The organism is Halomonas sp. 7T (genome assembly GCF_025643255.1).
Taxonomy (GTDB): domain Bacteria; phylum Pseudomonadota; class Gammaproteobacteria; order Pseudomonadales; family Halomonadaceae; genus Vreelandella.
In genome coordinates, this window is sequence record NZ_CP087112.1 from 2,868,946 (window position 1) to 2,884,000 (window position 15,055).

15 protein-coding genes are annotated in these 15,055 nt (G+C 53.0%); 1 reads left to right on the forward strand and 14 read right to left on the reverse strand.

What is annotated here, in order from left to right; all coding sequences use genetic code 11:
• Positions 1-6 precede the first annotated feature (6 nt).
• From LOS15_RS13400 to LOS15_RS13465, 14 genes are all read right to left on the reverse strand, one after another.
• Positions 7-879, reverse strand: a complete 873-nt coding sequence (locus LOS15_RS13400; RefSeq protein WP_263066440.1) for a CheR family methyltransferase — start codon at positions 877-879, stop codon at positions 7-9.
• Positions 876-3,041, reverse strand: a complete 2,166-nt coding sequence (locus tag LOS15_RS13405) for a PAS domain-containing methyl-accepting chemotaxis protein (protein ID WP_263066441.1) — start codon at positions 3,039-3,041, stop codon at positions 876-878. Before LOS15_RS13405 ends, LOS15_RS13400 begins: the two co-directional genes overlap by 4 nt.
• Positions 3,042-3,109: 68 nt before the next feature.
• A complete protein-coding gene (locus tag LOS15_RS13410; protein ID WP_411537763.1) occupies positions 3,110-4,372 on the reverse strand; it encodes a methyl-accepting chemotaxis protein in 1,263 nt (420 codons plus the stop codon).
• Between the two features lie 128 nt (positions 4,373-4,500).
• Positions 4,501-5,001 (reverse strand): chemotaxis protein CheW, encoded by a 501-nt coding sequence (gene cheW / locus LOS15_RS13415; protein ID WP_263066442.1) that lies wholly within the window; start codon positions 4,999-5,001, stop codon positions 4,501-4,503.
• A complete protein-coding gene (gene cheA / locus LOS15_RS13420) occupies positions 4,998-7,070 on the reverse strand; it encodes a chemotaxis protein CheA (protein ID WP_263066443.1) in 2,073 nt (690 codons plus the stop codon). The genes cheW and cheA overlap by 4 nt, the downstream gene beginning before the upstream one ends.
• A gap of 43 nt (positions 7,071-7,113) precedes the next feature.
• Complete coding sequence (gene motB, locus LOS15_RS13425) at positions 7,114-8,031, reverse strand: flagellar motor protein MotB (protein WP_263066444.1); 918 nt, start codon at positions 8,029-8,031, stop codon at positions 7,114-7,116.
• The gene (gene motA, locus LOS15_RS13430) at positions 8,028-8,897 is read right to left on the reverse strand and encodes a flagellar motor stator protein MotA (protein ID WP_263066445.1); all 870 of its coding nucleotides are present in this window, start codon (positions 8,895-8,897) and stop codon (positions 8,028-8,030) included. Before motA ends, motB begins: the two co-directional genes overlap by 4 nt.
• Before the next feature lie 227 nt (positions 8,898-9,124).
• Positions 9,125-9,658: a flagellar transcriptional regulator FlhC gene (gene flhC / locus LOS15_RS13435; protein WP_263066446.1), complete on the reverse strand. Its 534-nt coding sequence runs from the start codon at positions 9,656-9,658 to the stop codon at positions 9,125-9,127.
• Positions 9,655-9,987 (reverse strand): flagellar transcriptional regulator FlhD, encoded by a 333-nt coding sequence (gene flhD, locus LOS15_RS13440; RefSeq protein WP_263066447.1) that lies wholly within the window; start codon positions 9,985-9,987, stop codon positions 9,655-9,657. Before flhD ends, flhC begins: the two co-directional genes overlap by 4 nt.
• Before the next feature lie 103 nt (positions 9,988-10,090).
• Positions 10,091-10,384, reverse strand: coding sequence for an EscU/YscU/HrcU family type III secretion system export apparatus switch protein (locus LOS15_RS13445; RefSeq protein WP_263066448.1), 294 nt, complete (start codon positions 10,382-10,384; stop codon positions 10,091-10,093).
• Positions 10,368-11,624, reverse strand: coding sequence for a flagellar hook-length control protein FliK (locus LOS15_RS13450; RefSeq protein ID WP_263066449.1), 1,257 nt, complete (start codon positions 11,622-11,624; stop codon positions 10,368-10,370). Before LOS15_RS13450 ends, LOS15_RS13445 begins: the two co-directional genes overlap by 17 nt.
• Positions 11,621-12,022: a flagellar protein FliT gene (fliT, locus tag LOS15_RS13455; RefSeq protein WP_263066450.1), complete on the reverse strand. Its 402-nt coding sequence runs from the start codon at positions 12,020-12,022 to the stop codon at positions 11,621-11,623. Before fliT ends, LOS15_RS13450 begins: the two co-directional genes overlap by 4 nt.
• 7 nt (positions 12,023-12,029) lie before the next feature.
• Positions 12,030-12,446, reverse strand: a complete 417-nt coding sequence (gene fliS / locus LOS15_RS13460) for a flagellar export chaperone FliS (protein WP_263066451.1) — start codon at positions 12,444-12,446, stop codon at positions 12,030-12,032.
• Positions 12,447-12,662: 216 nt separating this feature from the next.
• Positions 12,663-14,354, reverse strand: a complete 1,692-nt coding sequence (locus LOS15_RS13465) for an HD domain-containing phosphohydrolase (RefSeq protein WP_263066452.1) — start codon at positions 14,352-14,354, stop codon at positions 12,663-12,665.
• Between the two features lie 282 nt (positions 14,355-14,636).
• Here LOS15_RS13465 and LOS15_RS13470 point away from each other — a divergent pair, with 282 nt between their 5' ends.
• Positions 14,637-14,996, forward strand: coding sequence for a flagellar protein FlaG (locus LOS15_RS13470; RefSeq protein WP_263066453.1), 360 nt, complete (start codon positions 14,637-14,639; stop codon positions 14,994-14,996).
• Positions 14,997-15,055: the final 59 nt, after the last annotated feature.

Genomic DNA, 15,055 nt, shown 5'->3' on the forward strand with positions numbered 1-15,055 from the left:
ACGGTTTTATTTTTTAGCGAGGGTGTAAACCGTCTGCCCACGCAACTTAAATGCATCACTGATATAGGAGAAGTTTTCAGAGTGCCCGGCAAACAGCAAACCATCTGGCTTCATGAGCGGCGCAAACCGCTTTAAAATCTTCGCCTGGGTATCTTTATCAAAATAAATCATGATGTTGCGGCAAAACACAGCATCAAATGGTCCCTTTATCGGCCACTGGGGTGCTAGCAGGTTAAGCGGCAAAAACTCTACTAATGCGGAGACTTCAGGGCGAATACGCGCAAGCCCGATATGATTGCCGGTACCTTTCTGAAAAAACCGTTTTACCCGCACTTCATCCAGCTTGCGCACCTGCTCTTGAGGGTAAATACCCGCGCGGGCTTTGCTGAGCGCTTCGGTATCAATATCGGTTGCGATGACCTTCGCTTGTGAGGCTTTAGGGCCGAGCGTTTCCAGCAGCGTCATGGCGATCGAGTAAGGCTCCTCCCCCGTTGAAGCTGCAGAGCACCAAATAGTGACCGGTTCCTGCTTATGTTTAATGTGCTCAGCTAACAGGGGGAAGTGATGCGCCTCACGAAAAAATGCGGTTAAATTCGTCGTCAGGGCATTGGTGAAGGCTTCCCACTCTTTAGCATCCGGCTGGCGCTCTAAGCGTGACAAGTAGTCGGTAAAGTGCGTTATGCCATGGTGGCGCAGCCGCTTAGCTAAGCGGCTATAGACCATTTCACGCTTGTGCTCGGCAAGCACGATACCAGCACGCTGGTAGATCAGCTCTCTGATGCGTGAAAAATCGGCGTCTGTGAGCAGCAAGTCGCGCTCAATTTGACCACTCGATGCCCATTGGCCGGCATCAGCTACCCGTTCGCGTTGTCCGCTCAAAACTCTTCCCACTCCTCTGCAGAGGCCGATTGTCGCTTCACAAGCGGCGCTGGCGATGTCGTGCTATTTGGCTTCGCAGACAGTTTGTGCGCAGCAGCAGGTGCCCCAATAGCGGCGGGCATGGGCTGTAGCGATCGTTGATGGTTTAACCGAAAGGCTTCCACGGATAGCGCCAGCAAACCCGCTTGATGCTCTAACGCCGCTGCCGCTCGCGCGGTTTCCTGCATGCGGCTCGCATTTTGCTGGGTCGTTTGATCCATTTCCGCTACGGCTTGGTTCACTTCTGCAATACCGCTGCTTTGCTCTTCTGAAGCCGAGGAAATCTCGTGCATAATTTGCGTTACATTACGCGCCGCTTCAGCCACCTCACTCATGGCCATTTCAGCTTTTTCCACTAATCCGGCGCCTGCGCTCACTTCCTGACTCGAACCATCAATTAATAGGCGTATCTCTTGAGCGGCTCCTGCACTGCGCCCCGCCAAATTACGCACTTCTTCTGCCACCACCGCAAAGCCGCGCCCATGCTCCCCTGCCCTGGCCGCTTCAACCGACGCATTAAGCGCTAAAATATTGGTTTGAAACGCAATAGAGTCGATAACATTAATAATCTCAGTCATTTTGCGAGAGCTTTCGGTAATACGCTGCATGTTGTCGACTAATTGCGTCATTAGCTCGCCGGTTTGCGTGACCCGTGTAGCATTGTTATCGGCCAAGCGGCGGGCTTCTTGAGCGTTATCGCTATTTTGACGAACGGTGGTGGTGATCTCTTCCATGCTAGAGGCCGTTTGCTGCAGCGAAGCTGCCTGCTGCTCCGTACGCGATGAAAGCTCTTCATTGCCACTGGCAATATCCTGCGCCGCAGGGGTGACCACTTCAATGCCGCTTTTGACCTCACCGATAATGCTGCTGAGGCTTTTACGCATGGTATTGAGCGAATCTAACAGGATGCCAATTTCATCACGACGACGCGCAGGCACAGGAGCCGCCAAGTTGCCCCCCGCTATCTGTAGCGTAAAGCGCGAGGCGCTTTTTAAAGGCCTGACAATGGCACGTAGCGTAAGCACACCAATCAGAATGAGTAGCAATAACCCTGTTGCCAACACGCCCGCCTGGGCGCTCAGCATCGTGGTTTGCCCCTGTTCAGCCTCTATCGCCATGTCTTCCGCAGCAGCCTGCTTTTGCGCAATCAGCTGATTCACCATGCCTGACAGCGCTCGTCCATCGGTATTCATCACGCGGATGACGGCATCTAAACCGGTAAACGCTTCATAGGTATCTTCCGCCTGTAGCACATTAGCCGCTTGCCTCATACCATTAGCTAAGAAGGCTTGGAGCTGCTGATTAAAGGTATCTGCCAGCGGGCTAGCGTTAACGTCACGCTGGTAGTAGGCCTCCCAAACCTCAGCCACCTCAGCGGCACGTTCAGCCACGGTTTCGCCTATCTCAAACCGCTCGCTGATAAGCTGCATACGCTCTGGCTCAATCATCGACTGGCGCGTCTGGGCAATGGTCTGGTCGATCTGCTGTAAACGAATAACATCGCGCAACCCATCATTATTGAGTCGGTCTAACCGTTCACTGGCAATATTTAGCCCGTAGAGTCCTAGCCCACCACTGACCAGTAGCAGGATGCCTGATACGGCAATCATGCCCACCAGCTTGGCGCGAATAGTATCCAGGCGCACCCGCTTAAGGCGCTGAATCAGCCCTTTATAACGTATACGCCCTTTATCTAAATAAACCTGTTTCAGGCGGCCCTCACGGATGCCTGCATAAACATGCTCGGCATGAGCAATTGCCTCCCGCGATGCCTGAACCCGCACCGAGGTATACCCCACCACCTGCTCGTTTTCTACAATCGGTGTGACGCTGGCATCTACCCAGTAGTGATCCCCGTTTTTGCAGCGGTTTTTAACTAACCCACGCCAGGTTTCTCCGGCCTCAACGGTTTGCCATAAATTGGCAAACGCCGCTGGCGGCATATCGGGATGCCGGATCAGGTTATGGGGCGCACCAATGAGTTCGTCATGACGAAAGCCGCTAATCTGGATAAACGACGGGTTAGCATACGTAATGCGGCCTTTAAGATCCGTACGCGAGACAAGAAAATCATCTCCCTGTAGCTCAACTTCGCGCTGGGAGACTGGTTGGTTGTTACGCATTAATATGCCTTATTGTCAGGAGGGTATTGTTATTAGTTCACAGAGCGATACGCAATGTGGAGAGTGGTTTAGAACGCTTCCCACTCATCTACCGACGCCGTTGATGCAACTGCTTTAGACGGTCGCGGCGTGGCATTGGGCAAGGGGGTATGAGTAGCTATCGGCACGGCGCCCTCTGATACACGAAAACGTTCAACTGCCTCGCGTAGGCGTGCGGCCTCGCTCTCTAGCTCATTGGCACTGCGCGCAGCCTGCTGCACCAGCTGGGCATTCTGCTGAACTACCTGATCCATTTGAGCAACCGCTTGATTGACTTGACCAATGCCATTGCTCTGCTCTTCTGAGGCGGCAGCAATTTCATCCATAATATCGCTAACACGCTGAACCGCCGCGACGAGGTCTTGCATGGTCTGTCTTGCTTGGTTCACGCGCTGCGTTCCGGTATCAACTTTCCCCAGCGAGGCGTCAATAAGCGTGCGTATTTCTTTTGCGGCATTGGCACTGCGGCTCGCTAGGCTACGAACTTCCTGCGCCACGACCGCAAACCCTTTACCATGCTCACCCGCCCGTGCGGCCTCGACCGAGGCGTTCAGCGCTAAAATATTGGTTTGGAAAGCGATGGTGTCGATCAGCGTAATTATGTCAGCCACCTGATGGGAGCTAGCGCTGATTTCTTGCATCGTTTCAACAATATTGCCGACCTCTTCACCGCTACGCCGGGCCGTTAGTGTCGCGTCACCCGCCAGCTGACTCGCTTGACGCGCGTTATCAGCGTTATGGCCTACCGTAGACGCTAATTGCTCCATGCTAGAAGCCGTCTCTTCCAACGAGGAGGCCTGTTGCTCCGTACGTGAAGAGAGGTCGTTGTTACCGCTGGCGATATGCTGTGAGCGCTCAAAAATCGAGGCGCCGCTTTGGCGAACGACCCCTACCGTCTCGGAGAGTGAACGCTGCATATGCGCCATCGCACTATACAGTCGGCCTATTTCGCTATTACCCGGCGAAGTAATTTGCTGATTCAAATCGCCTTGCGCCATACGCTCAAAATAACCCACCAAGTTATCCAGCGGGCGCAAGACGTTCGCCGTCACCCCCCAAATAACCGCCACAACGGTGAGCACCGTCATGATGACCACACCAACAAGTATCCAGCGGATGGGGGTTGCAAATGCTGCAAACGCGGCCTGCTGCGACGGTAAGTCGCTGGTCGCTTGCACAATGGCAGCGCCATGGTGAAGTGCGTAAAGGCCTATGCCGCACGCCAGGACAATGAGGAGTGAAAACGTAGCAAGTACCAGTCCCCAGCTTAAACGGACGGTCATATTGCCCATTATTTGACGCACTAGCTGTGTCACACGCATTACTCCAAGCACAACCCAATAGGCCACAGCACTCCATCGCTCGGGGCTTGGCTGTTTAGCTCCAACTAGGCACACTCCTTGTGCCTAGCGATCTACTATTAAGATTGGCTAGTGCTATCCACTAGCGCCATTTCTTCGCTGGTCAGAAGCTTATCAATATCCACTAGCACCAGCATTCGGTCGTCAAGGCTGCCTAGCCCGCTCAAGAAATCAGACGAAAGCGTCACCCCAAACTCGGGTGCAGGCTTAATCTGCTCTGGCGTTAGGGTCATCACATCGGAAACACCGTCGACCACAATCCCAACGATACGGTCGGCGACATTCACCACGATCACCACGGTTTGACCGCCATACTCGACATTTTCCAGATGAAACTTAATGCGCAGATCAACAATCGGCACAATGACGCCGCGTAGATTCGTCACACCTTTTATGAAATCCGGTGCGTTGGCTATACGCGTTACATTTTCGTAACCACGAATTTCCTGCACCTTCAAAATATCAATGGCGTACTCTTCTTCGCCTAACGAAAACACTAGGAATTCGCGATTTTCTGCCTCTGCAGCGGCTAGCACCGCCTTATTAGCTGCTTGACTCATGACGGCTCAGCCTCCTTGTAATAAGCGAGATGGGGATGATGGGTTACTTTACCTGCTTCTTTTTTGGCACGGCTCAAACGATGCAAACCCGTGATGTCCAAAATCAATGCGACACTACCATCGCCAAGGATCGTAGCCGCAGAAACGCCCGGCACTTTGCGGTAATTATCTTCAAGGTTTTTAACGACCACCTGCTGTTGGCCAATCAGTTCATCGACCAACATGGCATAACGACGCCCTTCGCCTTGTACGATAACGGCAATGCTCTTCGTCGGGTCAGTAATCGCATTTTCGACGTCTAGCACTTCATGAATGGCGATAACAGGCAGGTATTCATCGCGTACCTTAATGACCACATCGTCGCCTGCCATGGCATACATATCCTCTTTGGCAGGCTGAAGCGACTCAAGCACGGTAGAGAGCGGTAAAATGAACGTTTCGCCACCTACTTTGATTGACATACCGTCAAGAATCGCCAGGGTCAGCGGCAGCACAATGCGCGTATTGGTGCCTTCTCCTTTCTTGGACTGTATTTCAACACGCCCGCCCATGCCTTGAATGTTACGCTTTACAACATCCATCCCGACACCGCGCCCTGACACGTCGGTCACCTCTTTGGCGGTCGAAAAACCCGGGGCGAAAATCAGCTGAAAAACGTCTTCATCGCTCATTGAGTCGGAGACGTTCAGTCCATTTTCGCGGGCTTTATCTAACAGCCGATCGCGGTCCATGCCCGCCCCGTCATCGCGCACTTCAATCAGGATATTGCCGCCTTGGTGGCGCGCCGAAAGCGTCAGCTTACCCACCCGGGGTTTGCCAACCGCCTCACGCTCATCGGGCATTTCAATGCCGTGGTCTAAACTGTTGCGCACTAAGTGTGTGAGCGGGTCGGTGATACGCTCCACCAGACTTTTATCCAGCTCGGTGGATTTACCTTCGGTAATAAGCTCAATCTCTTTATTCAGCTTACCTGCGGTATCGCGCACCACGCGGGGGAAACGGCTAAAGACAAATTCCATAGGAATCATGCGGATCGACATCACCGCTTCTTGAAGGTCCCGGGCATTACGCTGAAGCAAGCTCATGCCGTTTTGGAGCGAGCTATTGCCTACAGAGTGATCATCAAGGTCACTCACCGTTTGATCGAGCATTGATTGAGTAATAATCAGCTCGCCGACCAGGTTGATAATTTGGTCAACTTTGTCAACGGAGACGCGGATTGAGGAGGACTCAGCGGCGGCTTTTTTGGGCGCGGCTTTATCACTCGGCTTTTCAGGCGCGGGAGAACTGCTCTCTTGTTTGGCTGCGGGGGCCTGCTCTGGCGCAGAAGCAGCGGCGGGGGCCTCAGCTTTCTGGGGCGATGCTTGCTCACTGGCTGCGACGCTGCTGATAGCGATCTGCTCAGGCTCAATGATAAAGCACATCACCGCCTCAATATCATCGGCGCTAACGTTACCTTTGAGAACGACCTCATAGCGCTTGTCATCGCCTGACTGCGACTGAATATCACCCAGTTGCTCCAGCTCTTCCACCAACAATGTGCGATCTTTATCGTTGACGTTCAGCAAGGCGACTAATAAGTGTGTTTCGCCCGCTTCCGGGGCATCGCTCTGACTCGTTTCTGCCTTGCTTGGCTGCGGCATGGTTGGCTCGGGCACTGCAGGTGCGTCGAGCGTTTGACCAATCTCTTCTAGCGCGATCTTTTGTAGAACTTGGCAAATTCGTTCATACGCTTCTTGGTTGGGTTCTTCCTCGTTGCGATAGGCATCGAGTTGCTCATGCATGATGTCTTTAGCCTCTAAAAAGGTGTCAACGAGGTCCGCGCGCAGGGTCAGTTCGCCTTTGCGTGCATGGTCCAGCAGGTTTTCGAAAATATGCGTGGTCTTTTGCAACACGCTAAACCCAAACGTTCCTGCACCGCCTTTTATAGAGTGGGCCGCACGGAAAATAGCGTTTAACTGCTCGCTATCCGGATCATCGACATCCAGTTCCAATAAGTGCTGCTCCATATCGGCTAGCAGCTCTTCCGCCTCTTCAAAAAAGGTGTCAAAAAAATCCGCTATATCCATGCACCGCTCCACATTATCATCATATTTTTGTGACCAGCTTCGCTCATTCGGCTATGTCGGCCTGTGGCATGTCTGGCAGTAAGGCCTCTTCGGGCACTTCGGCCTCAGGTAACGGCACATCAGTGCTAAGAATACCTGGGTCACGAATCGTCTCAGCAATTTCGGGCAACAGTACTAAAAGCTCAATACGCCGATTAATCGGGTCTGAAGGAGCAGTGTCAGGCAGCAGCACCCGATCAGCAAAGCCTGATACGCGCAGTAGTTGATCTGGGTCAAGTCCACCCACCACCAGCTCGCGCCGCGAGGCATTAGCGCGGTCACTGGATAGTTCCCAGTTGCTGTAGCCTCGATAGCCACCCGCATAGGGCACGCTGTCGGTATGGCCACTGATACTAAGGTCATTGGGCAATTCATTGAGTAACGGCGCGATGGTGCGTAACAGGTTGCGCATGTAGGGCGCTACCTGATCACTACCCAGTTGGAACATGGGCCGCTGCTCCGTGTCGAGCAGCTGTATACGCAACCCTTCGCGCGTAAGGTCAAAGCGCATTTGGTTGCGCAGTTGGCGCAGCTCTGGATCTAGCTCTATGGCCCGCTCTATACGCTGTTGTAAGTCAGAGAAAAACCGCTGTTCCTGCAAACTAGGTCGCGGCTGCAACGACAGATCTACACGGGCGCGCTCTCCATCGCTATGCGCTGGATCAGGCCCGCCACCAGGGATAACTCGCGTACTGCCGCCGCGATCGCCGGTCATCGCGGTGATCAGCGGCGTGCTAAAGTAATCCGCCACGCCTTGGCGTGTTTCATCACTGGAAACACTTAAAATCCACATCACCAAAAACAGCGCCATTAGCGCGGTCATAAAATCGGCTAATGCGATCTTCCATGCCCCGCCATGGTGGGCATGAACTACTTTTTTACGCCGAATAACGATCGGGCGTTTATCACCGCCCTTACTCATGCATTACCGGCCTTTTTTGAATCACGCACATACTCTTCAAGCTCTGAGAAGCTCGGCCGCTCGGCGGTATGCAGCGCTTTACGACCAAACTCAACGGCTAACTGCGGCGCATACCCATGTAAACTCGCCAACAGCGTGACGCGAATGCACTGCAACATTTTTTCGGCTTCTTTTGCTTGCCTATCGGCATAGCTCGCGATTGGGCTAATAAAACCGTATCCCATCAAAATACCCAGGAAGGTACCCACCAGTGCCATTGCGATCATTTGCCCCATTTGCTCGGGGCTGGCATCGGCATAGGTCAGCGCTTTAATAACCCCCATAACGGCCGCCACGATACCAAACGCAGGCATGGCATCGCCCACCTTTGCTATCGCATCAATGGGAATATGGGCTTCTTGCTCGAAGACTTCGATTTCGTGCAGCATCAGCTCATCGATTTCCATCGGCTCCATGCCGCCGCTCACCATTAAACGTAGATAGTCGGTCAAAAAGTCCATGATGTGGGGATCGGCAAGTACCGCCGGGTGCTCTTGGAACAGCGGGCTTTCCTGGGGGTTATCGATGTCGCGCTCGATACCCAACATCCCTTCGCGACGAATTTTAGAAAGTAGCTTGAACTGGAGCGCCATGAGCTCCATGTACAGGGCCTTATTATATTTTTTGGTGCGTTTGAGCCTAGGTAATATTTTAAACGTGGCTTTAATTGCCTTGCCGTTATTGGCAGCGATGAATGCGCCTACGCCCGCACCGCCAATAATGAGCAGCTCTAAGGGTTGATACAGGGGGCCTAAGCTACCGCCTGCCAGCACATAGCCGCCAAATACACACAATATTACGACCACATAACCTAGGAGAATCAGCACAAGTAGTGTCCTTGCGATAGCAATTTTTATATCAACGGAATGCCATCCCCTGCTTCATCATTATGAAGACATTGGGAGGCCCCATCCCAAGTGAAGCTTAGCCGTATCATACTCATTCACAGGCAATGTTTAATGGAAAAGTACCACTGCCTTTTAACGCTAACTATGGAGTAACGGCTGTTGCTATTAGCGGTACGCCTACCTTTAAGTAGAGCAGGACTATATTTCTATACCGGGCGCTCCCGGGTCTTGCGTGTTTTTCCGGCACGCGAAGGTGGTTGGCAGATACCGCACACATAATCATGTGACGGGCTATGCGCATGAGCCACAAAGCGTCCACCGCACCGAGTGCATGTATTTAACTGCAGCAAGTCACTCTCAAAGAAGCGTACCAGTGTCCATGCCCGCGTTAACCCCAGCACTGGCTCCACGTCTTCAAGTGCTATTTGTTCTTCATAAAGCCGATACGCTTTAACGAACGCATCAATACGCTCGCAGCAAGTATCTTGTTGTAAACTTGCATAAATATTATAAAAAAGGGATGAGTGAACATTGGGTAACCATGTAACAAACCAATCTGCCGAAAAAGGCAACATCCCTTTAGGAGGCGACATGCCGCGCACTTCCTTATACAGCTTAATTAGGCGGGTACGGCTTAGATCCGTTTCCGTCTCTAACACCTGTAAACGTGCGCCTAATTCAATCAACTCGATTGCCAGCTGTACTTGATGCATTTCATCAACCAAGCTTTTCTGGCTCACTCTGCCCCTCCGTTGGGTAATGAATCAAACGATTCGCAGGCTGATAATAGCGATGCATGCAAACCCGAAAGCCCTTGATCCCTGGGGTTTTCCATAATTTGCCGCAAACGCTGCCCGCTAGTTTGACTAAACCGACACACTAATTGATTAGTGCGTGCCAACTTTGTCAGCTGCCATGCGTTAAGTGAAACGAGTAAATCTGCCAGTTCGCCATCAACTTTCAGGCGAAACATGGCGGCTTCTCGATCTTCACTTAGTAGACGCTGGGCAAGAAGCAAGTACGCTAAGTTTAATTCTTCAATTTCATCAAGAAAGTTTGATTGGCTCATAGTGTTCCATCGAACGACACAGGCGCGGTTTTATAAACTTTATAATGACGCCATGGGTGACTTTTTCCATAAGCCTCATGGTTGCACACAACGTCTACATTGGCTACTTGCTCTGCTCACGATGGCTTATTGTCCCCTCAGAAAGCTCAAATACCCACACTAGCAACTCCGCCACAACCTGATATAGGCTCGCTGGCACTTCAGCATCCAAATCTAGCTGCATCAACAGCGCCACTAGCTCAGGGGCATCGTGCACGTAAATTCCTTGCCGCTGCGCTTCTGCCATAATCCGCTCAGCCAGCTCTCCATACCCTTTTGCCACTACCCGGGGAGCCTGATCCCCCTCCTGGTAGGCCAGCGCAACAGCTTGGCGACGACGATCACTGGGCGTCCTCATAGCTGCCCTCCCCACTGATGTGACGGGCTTTTACCTGTACTTTCCGAAAATCCAGGGCGCCCAACCGCTGCTCTAATGCGCCGCCCCCCTGCTCAAGCTGTTGATAAGTCGCTAGGTCTTCCGTCGAAAGATCTATACTGAGAACTGCTTGATAGAGCGATAACGCAATACTAAACGCCCCAACATTAGGCACCTCAAGCTGCATTTCAGAGCTCCATCCCTCCTCTGCTTCCGCATCACCCTGGGCTTCCTCGCGCCCCTCATCCCGCGTCGGCAGGTGAATTACTAACGCCATAAAAATCCCAGCCCATACGTCGCCTTCCCAACGTATGGTCGGCATAACGAGCATTTCCAACTGCTGACGTACCAGGCTCTGCAGGTTTTCATGCACAATCTCACGCCCACCACGCTGGATGGCGATGTCCGTTAGCTCGCGTACGCCGCCTGCATCTACTCTGGCCTGGGCTGCCTCAGGCCTCTCTGCCGGCAAGGCAGCAGCAGAAGAGGTTGGCGTACTAGCAACAAGAACCGCAGGACGCTCAAGCATGGGCTTATCGCTTGCTACCGGCACCAGCGTGGTATTGGATAAAATAGCCACGTTATTCGCTACTGCTGACGCAGAGGTTCCCACTACGAAGGCTGTCGGCACTTGCGCAGACGGGCCCGCTTGGAGCGGCGTCGATACGGGGATGGGCATCGGTAAATTAGCAGGCGGTAAAGGCCGTGAACCCAATTGCATCTGTGGCTCACGCAGTAGCTGTTGGCGGGAAACATCCCCCTGAAACCAGCGTTTTAGATGCGATTCATAAAATAAACCGCTATCGCGTATGCTCGACTCTAAACGCGTCGCTAGCGTGGTCGCCGCCGGTGCATCCTGAGCACTCATGAGCGGCGCTTCTGCGCGCATCACGGTAGGCGGGGCGGGAAAACGTAGCAGCACATCCGCAATGGAGCGTGCCGCAGGACTTAAGTGTGTTTGAGTAGAAGTCGGCCCCGCGTTGGCGCCGCTTTGAGCAGGTAAACGCTGCCCATCCGGAGCGGTTGGCAAGCGCTTAAGATCGCTTAACGGCGGCGACATGGGGCGCCCGTCTAAGCTAGCATCGCCTTGTAATGCCCGCGGCCCTTCGCCCGGAGGAACAGGCTGCACTGGGGCGTTTAAGGAGCGCTGTAACGAGGCTTCTCCTTGACGCCCCAGCACTTGGTGCATGAGGGTATCGATAAGTGGATTGATGCCACTCACGGAGCGCCCTTACCTTCTTCTGCGCCATCAACGTTTTGACTGCCTTGCTGAGGCGCATAGGCACGGTGCAAATCACGCTGGCGCTGGGATACGCCAATCAACTTGCCTAGTTCTTCGCGCCGCGCGACTAATCGACGTCGAATTTCTACATCGTGTTCCAGAATACTTTCCAGAAGCTCAGCCTTTCGGGTTTTGGCAGAAGCATCTAACGTGACTTTTTGATCACGCTCACGCAATTCTTCTACTAAGGTCACGTAATGCGTGCGCTGCTCAATAAGTTCCGGCCACTGCTCTGCATCAGCCAGCTCGTGCATGTGCTTTGCACGTACAAGCAATTTGGCATAGGCCTCTAACAGCGCGTGCTGCGCAGTGCTTTGGAACGCTTCAGAACCCGACATAATTGCCTCACGCACTCTGCTGTTGGCCGATTTCACGCCATGCTGAGGCGATATCTTCCAATAGCCGCTCCGCCTGATTTAGGCTCTCTTCGTCATTACGTAGATTCGCAGTCAGAAGCAAGCGAGCAATATAGTCATACAGCGAGGCAAGCCGTTCAGCAATATCTCCGCCTTGCTCTTGATCCAATGCCGCCGCTAATCCATTGTTAATAATATCCAGTGCTTTGGATATCGATTTTCCCTTTTCGGCCGTGTTGCCTGCCCGCAAGTGAATACGCGCCGCTCGGATAGCGGCCTGGGCGCCATCAAATAGCATGACGATAAGCTGGTGTGGGTCAGCTGACATCACGCCGCTTTCTACGCCGACACGGGCATATGCCTTAGCACCACGGCCATAGGCGGCGCCACCGCGAGTGTATGTCATAAGCGGGCACTCCTTTACTAGGTAACACAACAGCCGTGATAGCAGGGCCAACACATGCTGCTAATGGTTCAAAATATGCGCTTTCGCGCTCAGCTATGTAGTTATATCGGCGCCATAACCTCCGACTTTAACCCTCAAACACGCTTTATCTCATAAAAGTAATGTTCATGTAGTAGAGGGCTGTCTAGCGGTTAGATAGCCGTGCGCCGCAGCAAGTTACGTGGACACTGCCACTTCTTTAACGGGCCGGCCCAATCTCTCAAGAACATCACCTCGCACGGATACCCCCAGCGTGTCGCGCAGTGGCGGCTCAGCGCCTTCGGCAAGCACCACCTCAGCAGGCGTTCCATCTTTATTAAGACGCACAATCCACGCCAGCTTCTCACTTGAAAAATAGGCCAGCGAGCCAACTGGGAGCGCTTTAAAGTGCTCGATATAGCGTTTGATCCAATGGGGGTCAAACTGGTGAGGGTGGCGCAGCAAGTGCCTATAAATCTGTTGTGCCGTTTTTGCCGGACGGTCGGCCCGGTCACGACGCATTGCCTCAACCACATCAACAATCGCACTAGCCTTGGCCAACTCATTGATATCATTTCCGGATAACCCCTCCGGATAGCCGCTACCATCAAGCCGCTCGTTAATTCCCCCAATGACCGCCTGAGCAACTGAGGCTGAGAGCCATTGGCAGCTGTGCAGCCGATCCATCAGCAAAGACACATGCTCCTGCATCGCCTGACGATGAGTCGCTTCAAAGTTAGGCGCCTTAAATACCACCTGAGGAATAAGCGCTTTGCCTAGATCATGGATCAAACTACTGGCCACAACGGCCTTTTGCACATCGCGCGGCATGTTGCTTCCCACAAGATCCAACAAGTGCACGGCTACGGCGATACCATGACGCACCAGAAGCGGTTCAGGCGATAAACAACGCGAGGCAAACAACAGCGCTTCACGATCCTCTTCATGCAGCATTAGTATTCTGTCTGCGTTGCGTGACAGTTGCCGCGAGTCGATATCACTCCCCTGCTGAAGCAGCAATAACTGGGCATCAAGGTAAGCTGCCACTTTCACCAGGCGCCGTGCCGTTGGGGTGGCGTAACGCCGGATATCACGGCGCCCAACAAGCTCTGTACCTTTTGCGCGCCTATCGGGTTGCTCAAAAAGCGGCGACGGCTGCCGCTCCTCTTGCGTCTCTTTTTTATAGCGCGCCGCTTCACGCTCTATTTCGCAGACGAAGTACCAAATTTGGCGCTCTTGATCCGATGTACAGTTGGCAAAACGGAACCCCACGCGCAAAATATGGCGCTCAGGGTCTGTTTTTTGGTGCCGAGGTATACCCTGTACCTCAAAGTAAGTCCCATCAGGAAACGTATAGGTAAGCTTAAGAGGCCTGTCCGCCTCAGCAAGCACACCACTCGCCGTTAAAGGCAGCTCTATCTGACAGCCATCCTGGGACAGATCACGCAGCTCTCCCTGAACACTCTCTCCGTCGGCACCCACCACAGCGGCAGGCACCACCATGCCCATACGCAGCTCTGCGCGAAACGATTCGCGCCGCTGAAGCACATCCACAGTGGTGGGATAGTCACTACAGCATAGAAAGCGCCCGCCGGAGCGTCGCGTTTCAGTTAACGAAAGCAACGGCGTACGCAACACCTTGCCCTGCGACTGACCGCGTAGAAAAAATTGCTCCCCCTGCTGCAAACGGCCTAGCAAATAGTCAACGGAAGAGAGATCCATCACCAGGGTTTCACCCACGTGCTGCTCCATTAACACGATAGGCTCAGGGCGCGCATCCGACGCAGCCAAGCAGAGCGAGACGCCACCACTTTCAATCATGGCATTTAAATAAGCGCTTATCGTTGAGGCACTGGTAACGCTTTCATATTCATCTTGCTGAACGGCCATGCTCGTTTCGCCTTCCCTACCACGTTATTGTTTGACACCCAACCCGAAGCGGCAGAGCATAACAGAAGCTTTCAGCATGCCACATACGCCCATCATGCTACTTCGGCATTTCTTTTTGCTCATATACAAAAGAAATACCGCTGACCGCTATGCACGTATAAAGATTAATGGATAACAGCCGATAGCTACCAAAGAGGCTAATAATTAAGCAACAAACCACCTCTTTGATATTGCAACGTTACCTGGCCATTAGGCTTACTTACCTTTGGAGGAACGTCTCTTATGGGCCCACTGCCATTAGATAGCGCGTCTGCTGCGCTACCCACCCTGCCAACGCAAACGCTTACGCCGCGCCAAGAGCTTGAAAACAAGCTGAGCTTGCTGACAACAGCAGAAAGCCAAGCCCCCGCAAGCAGCACAATCAAAAAAGAAGAGCTCATTGAGCCAATAAAACGTATTAATGATGTTATGCGACCACGCGGCCTGGAATTTGATGTTAGCGAACAGTCGACGCGCATCATTACACGCGTGGTGGACCGCGATACGGGCGACGTAATTCGCCAAATACCCGCTGAAGAAGTATTGCTGCTCGCCGAAAAACTAGAGGAAATGCAAGGCCGACTTATTTCCGTAGATGCGTAAGGCAGTCATAGACAGCAAGCGAACGCTAAGCAGCATACTGCAACGTCTAAAATGTGGTT

Coding starts and splice junctions, on each gene's coding strand:
- LOS15_RS13405 (WP_263066441.1), bottom strand. CDS start 3,041: ATGCGTAACAACCAACCAGTCTCCCAGCGCGAAGTTGAGCTACAGGGA.
- LOS15_RS13410 (WP_411537763.1), bottom strand. CDS start 4,372: ATGGGCAATATGACCGTCCGTTTAAGCTGGGGACTGGTACTTGCTACG.
- cheW (WP_263066442.1), bottom strand. CDS start 5,001: ATGAGTCAAGCAGCTAATAAGGCGGTGCTAGCCGCTGCAGAGGCAGAA.
- cheA (WP_263066443.1), bottom strand. CDS start 7,070: ATGGATATAGCGGATTTTTTTGACACCTTTTTTGAAGAGGCGGAAGAG.
- motB (WP_263066444.1), bottom strand. CDS start 8,031: ATGAGTAAGGGCGGTGATAAACGCCCGATCGTTATTCGGCGTAAAAAA.
- flhD (WP_263066447.1), bottom strand. CDS start 9,987: ATGAGCCAATCAAACTTTCTTGATGAAATTGAAGAATTAAACTTAGCG.
- LOS15_RS13445 (WP_263066448.1), bottom strand. CDS start 10,384: ATGAGGACGCCCAGTGATCGTCGTCGCCAAGCTGTTGCGCTGGCCTAC.
- fliT (WP_263066450.1), bottom strand. CDS start 12,022: ATGTCGGGTTCTGAAGCGTTCCAAAGCACTGCGCAGCACGCGCTGTTA.
- fliS (WP_263066451.1), bottom strand. CDS start 12,446: ATGACATACACTCGCGGTGGCGCCGCCTATGGCCGTGGTGCTAAGGCA.
- LOS15_RS13465 (WP_263066452.1), bottom strand. CDS start 14,354: ATGGCCGTTCAGCAAGATGAATATGAAAGCGTTACCAGTGCCTCAACG.
- LOS15_RS13470 (WP_263066453.1), top strand. CDS start 14,637: ATGGGCCCACTGCCATTAGATAGCGCGTCTGCTGCGCTACCCACCCTG.